The 13,005-nt window shown below is 46.3% G+C and carries 10 protein-coding genes; all 10 read right to left on the bottom strand.

Going from position 1 to position 13,005, the window contains the following annotated elements; translation table 11 throughout:
• Position 1: 1 nt before the first annotated feature.
• The 10 genes from secD to AACW75_RS17570 all read right to left on the bottom strand — a co-directional run bounded on the left by secD (position 2) and on the right by AACW75_RS17570 (position 12,658).
• Positions 2–1,801, bottom strand: a complete 1,800-nt coding sequence (secD, locus tag AACW75_RS17615) for a protein translocase subunit SecD (protein ID WP_004732670.1) — start codon at positions 1,799–1,801, stop codon at positions 2–4.
• Positions 1,802–2,075: 274 nt separating this feature from the next.
• The gene (locus AACW75_RS17610; protein WP_029221919.1) at positions 2,076–2,558 is read right to left on the bottom strand and encodes a hypothetical protein; all 483 of its coding nucleotides are present in this window, start codon (positions 2,556–2,558) and stop codon (positions 2,076–2,078) included.
• A gap of 299 nt (positions 2,559–2,857) precedes the next feature.
• The gene (locus tag AACW75_RS17605; RefSeq protein WP_065680982.1) at positions 2,858–5,632 is read right to left on the bottom strand and encodes a M16 family metallopeptidase; all 2,775 of its coding nucleotides are present in this window, start codon (positions 5,630–5,632) and stop codon (positions 2,858–2,860) included.
• A gap of 261 nt (positions 5,633–5,893) precedes the next feature.
• Positions 5,894–6,760 (bottom strand): LytR/AlgR family response regulator transcription factor, encoded by an 867-nt coding sequence (locus tag AACW75_RS17600; protein ID WP_145572321.1) that lies wholly within the window; start codon positions 6,758–6,760, stop codon positions 5,894–5,896.
• 59 nt (positions 6,761–6,819) lie between these two features.
• Positions 6,820–7,854, bottom strand: a complete 1,035-nt coding sequence (locus AACW75_RS17595) for a sensor histidine kinase (RefSeq protein WP_145572322.1) — start codon at positions 7,852–7,854, stop codon at positions 6,820–6,822.
• Positions 7,854–9,146, bottom strand: coding sequence for a hypothetical protein (locus AACW75_RS17590; protein WP_145572323.1), 1,293 nt, complete (start codon positions 9,144–9,146; stop codon positions 7,854–7,856). The genes AACW75_RS17595 and AACW75_RS17590 overlap by 1 nt, the downstream gene beginning before the upstream one ends.
• An 8-nt stretch (positions 9,147–9,154) precedes the next feature.
• Positions 9,155–9,955, bottom strand: coding sequence for an outer membrane lipoprotein-sorting protein (locus AACW75_RS17585; protein ID WP_145572324.1), 801 nt, complete (start codon positions 9,953–9,955; stop codon positions 9,155–9,157).
• A complete protein-coding gene (locus tag AACW75_RS17580) occupies positions 9,948–11,246 on the bottom strand; it encodes an ABC transporter permease (protein ID WP_145572325.1) in 1,299 nt (432 codons plus the stop codon). The genes AACW75_RS17585 and AACW75_RS17580 overlap by 8 nt, the downstream gene beginning before the upstream one ends.
• Positions 11,234–11,932, bottom strand: a complete 699-nt coding sequence (locus AACW75_RS17575) for an ABC transporter ATP-binding protein (RefSeq protein WP_145572326.1) — start codon at positions 11,930–11,932, stop codon at positions 11,234–11,236. Before AACW75_RS17575 ends, AACW75_RS17580 begins: the two co-directional genes overlap by 13 nt.
• Before the next feature lie 45 nt (positions 11,933–11,977).
• Positions 11,978–12,658: a hypothetical protein gene (locus AACW75_RS17570; protein ID WP_102501668.1), complete on the bottom strand. Its 681-nt coding sequence runs from the start codon at positions 12,656–12,658 to the stop codon at positions 11,978–11,980.
• Positions 12,659–13,005: the final 347 nt, after the last annotated feature.

Genomic DNA, 13,005 nt, shown 5'->3' with positions numbered 1-13,005 from the left:
CTTAAATCCTTACATCGTGGCGTTGGTCACGCCCCCAAACCAAATTGATGATCGCTCGTGAAGCAAAAATGCCCGTAAACATACTGGTTAGAAGACCTAAGCCCAGTGTCAGAGCGAAGCCCTGAATCGGTCCATTACCAATGGTATATAGAGCCACAGCAACGATCATGGTAGTGACGTTAGCATCGAAAATTGACGAGAATGCGCTATCGAAACCACGGTCGATAGAGCTAGCAAAGCTGCGCCCTTCTTTCATCTTGTCTCGAATACGCTCGAAGATAAGCACGTTGGTGTCCACCGCCATACCAACGGTCAGTACTAAACCCGCAATACCCGGCAGAGTTAACACCGCACCCGGTAGCAGCGCAATCAAACCAAACAATGTGGTCATGTTAACCACCAATGCACAGTTCGCGACCCAACCTAAGCGGCGGTACCATAGCGCCATAAACGTTAGCGTAAGGCCAAGACCAAGTGCCAAAGCAGCAAAGCCGTTAGTTACATTTTCAGCACCCAAAGATGGGCCAATGGTACGTTCTTCAATGATGGTCACAGGCGCAGTCAATGACCCCGCACGCAGCAGTAACGCAAGCTCTTGCGCATCAGCCAAGCTGCCAGCGCCTGTGATTCTGAAGCGGCTACCCAGTTGAGATTGGATGTTTGCCACACTAATCACTTCGCTGTCTTGCTTGCTGTTGCCTGCTCTATCACGGCTGTATTCGCTGTACACCGTTGCCATTGGCTTACCGATGTTATGACGTGAGAACTCAGACATTTTCTTACCACCAGAAGAATCCAGCGTAATGTTGACTTCTGCACTGCCCATCTCACCAATGCCACTGCGAGCATCAATAATGTGTTCGCCACTCAACACCGCCTTGCGGTCGACTACCACGCGGTTGCCGTCTGAATCTTTCAGGGTTTGAGTACTGCGAGTGGCATTGTCGTACACCGAATAGAACGCCAATGAAGCAGTAGCACCAATCACGTCTTTCGCAGCTGCAGGGTCTTGTACACCCGGCAGTTCAATACGAATACGGCTTTCACCTTGACGTTGAATCGATGCTTCCGTAATGCCTAATTCTTCAATACGGCTGCGCATGATTTGCAGGTTTTGTTGAACGGTTAGGTTACGTAGCGTTCTTTGTTCTTCTTCAGACTGAGTTAACGTTAGCGATTTGTCTGAGCGGTTACGTAGCCATTGCGGGAACTCTTGACGAATCAGCTTCTGTGCTTTTTCGAAATCGGCGTCGGTACGGAAATCAAACTGAACTTGGTTGTTCACCACTTTACCGCGGGCATAACGCACTTCGCTGGTGATCTCGTCGACCATAGCTTGAGCTTGCGCGTGATAAACCGGCTCCATATCCACTTCTAATAAGAACTGCACACCACCACGCAAATCAAGGCCTAACTGAATTGGCGCAAAACCCATGTCAGTCAACCATTTTGGTGCTGCTGGCTCCATCGCTAGCGCAACGGTCGCGTTATCCAATAGGCGCTCATTCAGCACCTCTTTGGCTTTCGCTTGTTGTTCAGCGTCTTCTAAGATCACGACTAAACGTTTGTCTTTTTGAAATGCAGATTTGGCTTGGATGCCTTCGCTCGCAAGGTATTGAGTAATTTGAGTCGCATCGATTGTCTGCTCAGAACGATTGCTAATTTGAACCGAGGCATTCTCGCCATACCAAGAAGGTAAAGCACTCAGAACCATGATGATAATGGTGGCGATAAGCACCGCGTATTTCCACTTTGAATAGTGGTTGATTTGTTTTCTTGGAATGCGTTTTTTCACAGTCAAGATCTCTTCTTTTTACCAATCACCGTAAATACGAGCTCAAAAATAGCACCGGAAAAAAGCAGTGAACGAGCGTTTTAACCAGCTAGGATGACCAGTTATTTACTACGATTGGTATAACTAATGTTTTGCGAACACGATCGATAGCTGAAACCAGAACAAGCTGATTGAACGGTAGTGATGCTAAAGCTGATGTCGCTATGTTTGTCTTGGTTAATTGGCGAGTTCAACGGGCACGCGAGGCGACCATCGATACGACCAATTTAGGGTCAAACGATTAGCTAAGAAGTTCTCGGAAATGCGAGTATTGGATGTTGCCCTCTTTCCACCCAGAAAGCCGGGAAGACGGAGAACTCACAATACTGGTCCAGTGCAGCTTGGAATCCAACAACGGCGTGTTGAAGAGCAGGGAAGCCAGTATTGAGGGGGGAGAGAAGTCAATCAGTAGATGATAAGCAGGCTCAAGATCGGCCACGCTTTCTTGCTCGTTACTGAGCATACGTCTGAAGTTTGCAGCTTGGAGGCTCGACTCTGTGTCGTGATAGTTGGAACTGTCACCAGAAGGATCGGTGCCAAACTGAGCTTTGTTGCACTCAAAGTAGCTCGACGGGTTATCCGTAGCGGCTTGTTTACACTGTTTTATCGAGGAAGATTGTTCATTCTGTGAAGATTGCTCTTGAGCCGAGTATATTTGAAATGGCTTAGAAGGGAACGAATAGCCGTTAGAGTTCACTAAGCCAAAGCTCAGTAAAAACAACATTAAGACTAATCGGGTACCTAATTTAAGCAATCTAATATCCAAACAACATTCTCGTAGATCGTCAATCTACAATACAAATGAAACGCTGTCTTGATTTAAAACATTTTTTTAGAAAATGATACGATGCAACCGATTAGGCACTCACGGCATTTAGATTTATATACCTCCAAAAGAGCTCAACAAAGCTTGGTGCATAGATATTATGAATGGTGTAAAAACAAGAAAGCCAAGCGATGCGCGCTTGGCTTTGGGTTAAGTGTTTCTGTCTGCTTTAGGCTTTAGGCTTTAGGCTTTAGGCTTTAGGCTTTAGGACGCATGATGTTCTTAACCTTACGGCTATTTTCACCAAAGATGCGTTGGACAAGTTGATTCATGTCTTCCGCAGTGATCGACCTCGCCACTCGCTCAACTTGAGACAAAGCTTCGATGTCGTAACCATGAAGTAAATAACGAGACAAATACCAGGCTTGGTCGATGGAGCTCATCTCGAGAGGCGTGAAGTCAGCTTCAAACTGTTTCACTACCGCTCGCATTTCCTCTTCAGAGACACCTTGTAGAAGGTCTGCAATCACCTTATCGATCGCCACTTCCACTTTATCAACGTTCTCAGGCGCTATCATCGCACCAATAACCCACTCATGACTCAGTTCGCCATCTGCAGACGCCGAATACGTATAAGGTGAGTAGTCTAAACTCAACTCTTCACGAATATAAGCATCTAAGCGAGTCGCCAGCAGTCGTTCTAGCAAGTTTTCCGTGAAGATATCTTTTGCCGTCACGCCTTGGTCGGTTTCGGTTGTAGGTTCAGAGATGACTCGTAAGACGTACTCTGCACTATTCACATTATTGATGGCTAAATCAATGCGTGATTCAGATGGCTGCTTGTAGGCCACCTTAAAGTCAGGAACGTCGGCTTTTTCTAATGGAATCGAAGCCAAGTATTGCTCAACCAATGGCTTTAATTCACTTGGGTCGATATCACCCACGATCACCAATTGGTTATGTCTCATTTGACCAAACAGTTGCTGATGAAGATTAGCGATGTCTTCCACAGAAACTGCTTCAACACGTTCTTTACCCACAAAGAGGTGGCCACTGTCCTGACGATAGATGTTCTGGTTTCTTGCGCGTTCAAACTGGCCAACAGGGCTGCTCAAGAAAGATTCCTGACCCTGTGCAAACTCCTGCTTCACTGCCTCTAACTGATCGGGAACAATTTTAGGCGCAGTTATGAAGGTATAAAGCGCAGCAAGCGTGTCTTCAAGCCCGTCTTTATTGATATTAAATTCAATACCATGACGAGTATTACCAATGAAGGAATCGGCGCGAATATTTTCACGATCAAAGTACGCTAAAAGCTCAGAGCCCGTAAACTCACCGGCACCGCTTCGAGCGAAAGTAGGTAATGCGACCTCAACCGCTGGGTACAAGCTCGGATCCAAAGCGGCTTTTCCGCCAAGGCTCATATACATTACACCGACATCATCACCTGCCACATAATCACGCAAGTACCACATATCGATACCATTACTTAACGTCCACTTTTGGATGTATGGATCTACGGACATTTGTTCAGCAAGCACAACCTCGCCTTGCGAGCTAGGTACAGCAAAGGCACTGGCTGTTCCAATCGCAAGCGGCGGAATTCCCGCCTCGCTATACGTGGTTTTTAAGCTATCTAGAGAGTTGATGACCGCAGTTCTGTCTTCATTGTCGTCCATCCCAATAACAATAAAGTAATCATCAGAAAGTAGATTCTTGATGTTGTCGTTAATCACTTCAAGGCTCAAGTTATCAATGAAAGCTTCCAAGCTGACTTGATAGTCTTTCTGTGATTGGACAATTCGATCAGTGACTAACCTGCTCACTTTGTAATTCGCGTGTTCAACGCTGTCCATTTTATCCCAGTCATGCTCAATGTTATCCAGCAAGTCTTGGTAGTAGTGCAGTTCACCAACAATATCCGTTTCCGAAACACCAAAATCACGCAGTGATGCCAATGTAGAAAGCAGATCTTTTTGGATAACTTCGCGGCCTCCAGTCGGAAACCCAACACTTATTGACGAATAGTACAGAGAACCCATTCGATAGCTATCAGACGCTATCCATTGAGTCGGCAGCGCGGCATCATTGAACACCGCTTCTAATCGCTGTCGAATCAATTGTTGAGAGGTTTCATCTAACCTGCGTTGGTTCTGCTGAGCATGATTTTCAACTCTATTTAAACCTCGGTTAAACGTCAGAGTGATGCTTGGCGCTTCTCTTCCTGCGTACTCAACATAATCATCTTCATTGAATGAGGTCACTTTCTGTTTATCTGGTCTCGGCGTGTCGCCACGTTCCCAGCTAGAAAACTTTTCTTCAATGAGTGGAATCACGGTTTTGATGTCCACATCACCAGAAACGACCAGCTCAACTATTTGAGGTTGATACCAAGTTTGATAAAAGTTGGTGATACCTTGAGGAGTGGCATTCACAATAGACGATTTAGTCCCTAGTGCATCTTGCGATTCGTAAGGGCCGCCTTCAATGAAGTGATCATAATATATATCTCCGAATGACTTATCATCGAGGCGAGCCATACGAAACTCGCCAAGAACCACGCCTTTCTCTTTTTCGACTTCTGAACTTGATAGATCCAGGCCATCACCAATGTCACGCATCCACGTCAGGGCAGACTGCAATTGGACGTTATCTGGCAAATCTAACTGGTAGACCGTCTCTTCATAAGAGGTGTAGGCATTAATATCAGCACCGAAGCTAGCGCCTGCATCTTCAAATAAGCGAATCACGTCATTTTCAGAGAAATTCTTGCTGCCATTGAATGCCATGTGCTCCAGAAAGTGAGCATAACCTTCTTGCTGATGAGTCTCTTGAATTGAACCCGCGTGCACGACTAAACGAACAGATACGGATTCTTCATGATCTGGATAAACATGGTAGGTAAGGCCATTTTCTAGCTGGCCTGATGTCCATGCCGGATCCGGCTGGATTAAGGTTTCAGTGGTTTTTGATGTTGAGCTACAGCCAACCAAAGTTAGGCATAGTGCCGTCGCTAAATAATATGTTTTCATAACAACCTCTTAATGTCATTCATCGACAATATACAGATTGAGTTAACGATTATTATTTAATATTGAACCGGATGAGTATCTTTGTGATCTAGATCTTTATTTTATAAATCACTATACGTTATGTAAGATTGATTGTGCTCGTTTAAAGCAGCGTTTTGATAAGAGCCTAAAACATCCATTTAAACTCGCTAACTACATCCATTTAAAATCAATGGCTACATACATTTAAAATCAATGGCTACATACATTTAAGCTAGTTTGCTACATACCCTTAAAGAGCGCTTGCGAAGCGCGGCTGATCGGTAACTTCTCTCCTGACACATAAGCAGACATCTGGCCTGAGAGCCCTTTCTTCACCTTATCAATGGCTGACACTTTCACCACCACCGAGCGGTGGATCTGCCAAAACTCATCTGGGTTAAGCTGGGCGATCAGCTCTTTTAGAGACACGCGAAGAATAAACTCCTCTAGCAAACCGCCTTGGCCTTTTTTGAATATCGACACGTACTTGTCTTCCGCTTTGAAGTAAGCCACATCATCGACTGCGATTAGGTGAATGTCTTCTCCTACACTAGCCTTGAGCCACGTTAGATGTTTCTTCTGCTGTTGATAAAGGGGCTGCGATTGATAAGGAGGCTGCGTTTGCTGGGAAGACGATTGTGATAGCTGTTGAAGCTGAGCCATTAACGCCGTGATATCAGGTTGTTCAGGGGTATTACCTGTTTGCGTTTGGCTGCTCGACAAACGCGCTTGAACCTTCTGACAGGTAGCGAGTAAGCGCTCTTCATTGATTGGCTTAAGCAGGTAATCCATCGCATTATGTTCAAAAGCTTTGACCGCGTATTCGTCATAAGCCGTAATGAACACAATCAATGGCGGTGAATCTAGCTTGTTCAATTGTTTCGCGAGCGAGATACCATCCAGCTCAGGCATACGAATATCGAGAAAAGCCACATCGGGCTTAAGCTGCTGAATACTCTGCATCGCCTCCAAACCGTTTTGTGCCTTACTGACGATTTCTAGCTCCGGCCAAACCTCAGCCAAACTCTTATCTAGGTGATGCCTTAACAGTGCTTCATCATCTGCGATAATCGCCGTTACGCTCGGCTGTATTGCTGGGTTATTCATAGTTAATCCTTTAAATTCACACTGTAAATCGTCTATTTTTCGTCACTGTTCTGTGCTTTCTAGGCGGCTGCGTCAGTCAGCGGTAACAAGATCGTCGACACTACCCCGCCTTCAGTTTGTTCAGTAATCGTTAGGCTCGCCTTATCACCATAAAGGGTTTCGATTCGCTGACGAATATTGCTTAACCCAACACCGTGCCCCGTATTCGCAGAAGGCGTTTTCAGCCCTGCGCCATTATCAACCACTTCAATTTTTAGCTGCTGGGCTTGTTGAGTAATACTAATATTCACTTGGCCACCCGCAGCTTTGGGTTCGATACCGTGCGTAAGTGCATTCTCGACCAAAGGTTGAATCAAGAACGGTGGAATCACCTGCAAATCGCTAATCTCGTGTGTTTCAATCGAGAACGCTAAGCGCTCCCCCAAGCGTATCTTCTGAATATTAAGATAAGCGTCTAACAAGTCGACCTCTTGTGCGATGGTCGATTGCTCAATGCGGCTATTTTTCAAAGTCACACGCAACAAGTCGGTGAGTTTTTCGAGCATCAACTTGGCTTTCGCGCTGTCACTCTCAATCAACACATTGATGGTCGCAAGTGTGTTGAACAAGAAGTGCGGTTCAATTTGGCTTTGCAGTTGCTTCAGCTGGCTTAGCACCACCACCTTTTCTTGGTCTGCCTGACGACGCTTAGCCACTTCCAATTCGTTATCAGCGCGTAGTTGTTGCTCTCGGGTATAGAAATAGTAATAGCAAACCGAACAGAAGATCACGCCCAATAGCACTACAGATTTAAGGTCAGAAATATTGGCTCCGAAATATCCATTCAGCCAATAGTGCGCGTTCAAGGTACCAAAGGTCATCGCAATCACCATTGAGATCCCTACATCAAACACCTTTGATTTCCTCTTAAACACCTCAACCAAGATAAAAGAAGAACCCACCGCGCTGTAGCCAAAACCAAAGCTTATCGCGAGATTGACCACAAGATCGCCGCCCCAAATTGTCTGTGTGGTAATGGCGATAACGAAACAAAACAGAGTGGTCAGCGTAAAGCTTTTAATCCATGGAAACTTACTGTTTGAAAAAGTGTTCATTAAAATCGTCCTTTGATATTTAAAAGAATCATATGACTATCGGGTAAGTTGGCGTAAGCAGAATCACTTTTACCGCCTAGAAAGCGTGCAGCAAGTTCCAAATCCAACGATGAATTGCCATTATCTAAAGCCTGATAGTTGAGCCACTGGGTCGCAATAAAGCCGCCGTCTTGAGGAGACAACATCACATCAAATGTCGGCGTGATATCTTCAAGCCAGCCATGTGTCGAATCCAAAGACCAGTGAAACATGATGTTGTGTTGAACCAAATTGGCGTGTTGATAGCCCTGAGCGTAAGAACCAGCCAATGATGCTGTCATTGGATTAACCGACAAAGACTCAGAACTTTCTATCGCGCTTTGCCATTCAGAGTTACTCCAAGCTCGGCTATCAAACCAATATTCCAACACCACATTGTGGCCAGTGTCATTGGCCCATGTTAATCCGGCTAACGCTTGATAGGCCTCGCCCAGCTCTTCGAGATAAACCGGTTTAAGCATTGAACTCGGCTGGCGATAGCCAAGGCTTTGTCTTTGATAAACCACAGAACCGTGAAACTCCCACGCGAGGTTTAATACCGAAACCAAACTAGCCCCGAGCAAGCCGTGGCGTACATCATCGTAATAAGCGACCCATTGATATTCGTGATCGCCCACTAGGTTATAACGACGTAAGCCAACCCCTTGTTGCTGATTCTGCTTTTCGAATTCATTTACATCTTGGGAAGTCCATGACGAATCACTGTAAAGCAGTGTCCATTCGCCCGTCATATCGAACAGTGACGCCGAGACCACACCCGCGCCCTCTTCTGCGACAATGCCTACCGGGTTTTGTCGATAAGGCTTGATGATGTCTAAAGGTCGATAGCCATAACCCACCCCCCAATCCAAACGAACCTTACCAAGCGTGACATCGAGGTAGTGGTCACCGATTACTGAATTCGACAGCTCAACACCACCTTGCCAAAACAACTCACGCACAATGAATTCAGACTCAAAGGTCGCGTCTTGTTCTTGAGGGTTGTTGCTCACAATATCATTGGCTTTCACTGCGAACAGACCAAGCCAATTGCCATATCCAACCTCTAGATCCAGCAAACCATTGAGTGACTGACGATTATCTGATGCTAAAGGACTGAATGGCGACTCTCGCGATTCAACCGACTCAGCGCTCAGTTGCCAATCCCAGGCCAAGCTCAGATCGTCTGCTTGAATCGTGTTACTTACACAAGACAAAGCAAGCAAAGTAGTGATTGAAGACTTTATGTGGAATCGGCGATTGGGCGCTCTCATACGATCACCTACAATCCAGATACACTGTTACGCGACAAATAAGCAGGGTTGTAGTATTTGTCTTCCAAGCTTTGTTCTATTACTTCGCGGTACTCAATCACGGTTTTCTTACTCGGCTGAATCTTATCGAGCAAGGTCATCGATACCACACTTGGCAAGCCATCTCGCACACCTTCAGCAAACCACGCTTGCTTCGCTAACTTTCCTGAACGCAGGTACAAATCCGCTTTAACTGGAAACGCTCGGTCTGCCGTTAACCACAGGTCAATCGATTGATAGCTGGCACCCTTGGTTTTCGCCGCTAGCTTTAGGTGATGGGTATCAATTGTCTCGCCAGTCGGCATCTCAACCAGTTGTTCGGCAACCCACTCACCTTGGTAATCTTCACTCCAAGTGAGTGTCGAGATATCGCCCACCGAGGCTTCACCCAATAGCTTTTGCATCGGTGTGATACGAATTGGTCGGCGCGATTTCGGCATCAGTAACCAATAGTTATCTTCAATCATCAGCATCTTTTGACCTGCCTCAACAGCTGATTTAAAGACGACTAATGACTCTCGATTTGGTCTTGTGTAGACGTTGTATTCACGGGTTTTATCCAGTTGTTCGTCTTGGTATAGCGCCACCAGAGAAACCACCTTAGAGGCTTGTGCACTGTTCAAGCGGTAGCTATCCGCCTTGGCGATCATCTCAGTGACTTGTTGTGACTCGACTGCCCAGCTTGGCGTCGATGTTACAGTTAATGCTAAAACCGAGGCCAAAGCCAAAACAGAGCCCAACATTTTAATTGAACGAGTTAATTTACACATAAACCAGCGCCTCCGTGATTGGCTTGTTCACGCCTTTACGAGCAGAGAAATAAGCAGCGATTAAACATATTGTCAGCACGCCTAAGGTGGCGTAACCAACCAATTCCAATGAGAAGTAAATGTTGAGTGGGTAGCCTTCGGTTCTGCCGGGAGGTGGCGGCATTTGTATATCAACCACCAACAGTAGCAACGACACCAAACCACTCACTAGTGCTCCAATAACGCTACCAATCAGTGCCAGCAAACCCGCCTCTTTTAAGAAGCCTGCGACGATTTCAGAGGGGTAACTGCCGAGTGCTGACAAGGTGCCGATCTCTCGAGTACGCTCCGTCACCGACATAGTCATGGTGTTAAACAACGACACAAATACCACCAACGCCATCACTGCGCCCATGATGCCGAAGATCCGGTCGTAAAGATCTTTAACCTTGGTGTAGAAAAACGCGCGATCTTGCCATGGGGTAATCTCGATCTCTGAGCCTTGATCGTTTTGGCTAGCGCTATTTCGCTCTAAAGCAGTTTGGATGCGCTGTTGAACGGTCGAGGTTTTGCTTGTTTCAAATAGGAACACCGACAAGGTACTGACTTTGTCTGAGGCCAACAGCTCTTGAGCGGCAGTGATATGAACATACAACTGACGCTTATCCAGCTCAGGAACCCCAGTCGAGTAGATGCCCTGCACCTTAAAATCAAAAGCGTTCAAAGCACCGTCACTTGTGGTCGCGAGCAGAGTCACCCAATCTCCTACCGCAACTTTAAGGTTACGAGCCAAGTCAGTACCCAGCATCACTTGTGGTTCTTGACTGTCGTATCTTGGGGATTGCACATCCGACAGGGTTTGCCCGCTGCGTACATCAAGGAAAGGACCTTTCATGTCGAATTCACGCTCATTCACGCCCGTTCCCATAAAAATGGTCGACTTACTGCCATTAGAAACCAAGCCACTAAAATAGACTCGCGGCTGCACACCACGCACATCACTATCGCCAATAATGCTCTTGGTTAGCGCTTGCACGTTGTCCAGACCATTGCTCAGCGGCATGTCTTCATCTTGTTCAAAATAACCTGGCGTGCTCAAAGTAAGGTGGCCAGTATCACGCGCAGTCGATTCTCTCAGTGACTCATAGGTGTAAAGCCCATAACCACCGGCACTGGTCAGTGCAAATACCGCAATGGCGATGATCAACACTGAAAGCAGGCTGCGTCGACCGTTTCTCAATAAGTTCAACCACGCCAAACGCACCGAAGTTGGAAGTAAAAACGTGCTCATTCTTTGTGTTAACTTGCCCATGAGATCGCCTCCGTGGTTGCAGCTTGTGGAGCCAATTGACCATCGATTAACTCAATGATTCTGTCGCAACGCTGCGCCATTCTTGGGTCGTGCGTTGCGACGATAAAAGTCGTGCCCATTTCGTGGCCGAGCTCTTTCATAATGTCGATCACAAGGTTGGCGGTGTGGCTGTCTAAGCTAGCGGTCGGCTCATCGGCAATCACCAAGCTTGGGTTATGGATAAGGGCTCTGGCTATCGCAACACGTTGCTGCTGACCGCCTGAAAGGTTGTCTGGACGGTGATGAACGTAATCTCCTAGCCCAACACGCTCTAACATCTCTTGAGCTCTGGTCTGCTGTTCTTGTTTTGAGCATTGGTTCAACATCAATGGATAAGCGACATTCTCAAGAGCCGTCATTACAGGAACCAAATTGAAGCGCTGAAACACAAAACCCAACGACTGACGACGAAAACGCGCAGCGGCGATTTGCTCAGTCGGATACGGCTGGCCATCAATGTTGATCTGCCCTCGATAGTCCATATCCAACAAACCCAAAATATTCAAAAGTGTGCTTTTGCCAGAACCCGACGGCCCACACAGCGCCACCATTTCACCGCGTTGGATGTGTCCATCGACCTCGTTTAATGCATCAACACGTTGACCGCCAGTCACATACGCTTTGCCGATATTTTTAAATTCAATCATTCCCTTGTCCTCTGATTACCCATCATTCTTAAGCGTTCGTAGCTGTTATTTAGCTTTCGCTATTAGGGCTTTAGCCGTCATTGTCTCGATGTTGCCTGCATCGGTGTTTTCCATTTTTTCAAGCCACATCTGTGCTTGCTCGAAGTCTTCAGCACGAATCGATGCGGTAATGGCGTAACGGTAAATCCACGAGGTCGCAGCGAAATGTTGCTGTTGGAAATCATCTTCCGCGAGTAACGAGAGGAACAAGTCATAACCACGATCGAAATGGTTAAACATGTCTGGCAGAGAGGTGTAAGTAACGGCGGCCATTGCGCGAGTTAGGTAAGAATCTGGCAGCCCTTGAACACGAGGTTGCTCATGAATCGGTTGGTCTTCGTCTTTAAGCAGCACCAGTGATTTATCAATGGTCGACAAACCCTTTTCCACATACTTCATCTTGTTCCAAGGTAAGAACGCATCACGCCCCATCAGGGTTTCTGTGCTTCCTAAATAAACTAAAGTCAGTGGCGTAGCACCATCTTGTTGTAACGTGTCATTCAGGCGTTCGTAAGCCACCTCAACCAGATCTTCATTGCCTTGCGCGGCTTGATTGTAGATATCAAGAACGTCTGAACTTGGGTTAGCCTGCGCCAAAGTGGGTGCGAATGAAACAAGTGCAATTAGTAATGAACGCTTAAGCAGAGAAGTGGTAGAGCTTGAATTAAATGAGTGTGAAGTAGTCATGATTTCTAATCCCTTTCAAATGTTGACGTTGAAAGGTTAACTAGAATTTGTCGTGCAGTTTTATCAATGCGACGAATGGTAATTACGAGGAGTGAATGGTTGAATCGGGGCGTGAGTGGTGGGAGATCCAAACAAAAAGCACGAGTAGGAAAGGATAAAATGAGTGGGCAAAAACGTATCTAACATTTCCTACTTCAGGCCTTGATCAGAGCTGACTCATTTCTGCCCCATTGTTTGCTTCGACCGAATGAACACATAGCTACACCCAAGTACCACTTAACTTACTTTTCGTCATATCAGTAGTGCTCCTATATAAACGAAGCTAACACCAGAGGTAAGAAAAGAAT

Source organism: Vibrio sp. L3-7 (assembly GCF_963898195.1).
In the GTDB taxonomy this organism is placed as follows: Bacteria; Pseudomonadota; Gammaproteobacteria; order Enterobacterales; family Vibrionaceae; genus Vibrio; species Vibrio echinoideorum.
This window is presented reverse-complemented; position numbering and strand designations above follow the sequence as displayed.

Bases quoted from the DNA above. Each gene is read 5' to 3' on its own strand.
- AACW75_RS17570 (WP_102501668.1), bottom strand. From the start codon at position 12,658: ATGACTACTTCACACTCATTTAATTCAAGCTCTACCACTTCTCTGCTT.
- AACW75_RS17600 (WP_145572321.1), bottom strand. From the start codon at position 6,760: ATGAATAACCCAGCAATACAGCCGAGCGTAACGGCGATTATCGCAGAT.
- AACW75_RS17580 (WP_145572325.1), bottom strand. From the start codon at position 11,246: ATGGGCAAGTTAACACAAAGAATGAGCACGTTTTTACTTCCAACTTCG.
- AACW75_RS17595 (WP_145572322.1), bottom strand. From the start codon at position 7,854: ATGAACACTTTTTCAAACAGTAAGTTTCCATGGATTAAAAGCTTTACG.
- AACW75_RS17585 (WP_145572324.1), bottom strand. From the start codon at position 9,955: ATGTGTAAATTAACTCGTTCAATTAAAATGTTGGGCTCTGTTTTGGCT.
- AACW75_RS17590 (WP_145572323.1), bottom strand. From the start codon at position 9,146: ATGAGAGCGCCCAATCGCCGATTCCACATAAAGTCTTCAATCACTACT.
- AACW75_RS17575 (WP_145572326.1), bottom strand. From the start codon at position 11,932: ATGATTGAATTTAAAAATATCGGCAAAGCGTATGTGACTGGCGGTCAA.
- AACW75_RS17610 (WP_029221919.1), bottom strand. From the start codon at position 2,558: ATGTTGTTTTTACTGAGCTTTGGCTTAGTGAACTCTAACGGCTATTCG.
- AACW75_RS17605 (WP_065680982.1), bottom strand. From the start codon at position 5,632: ATGAAAACATATTATTTAGCGACGGCACTATGCCTAACTTTGGTTGGC.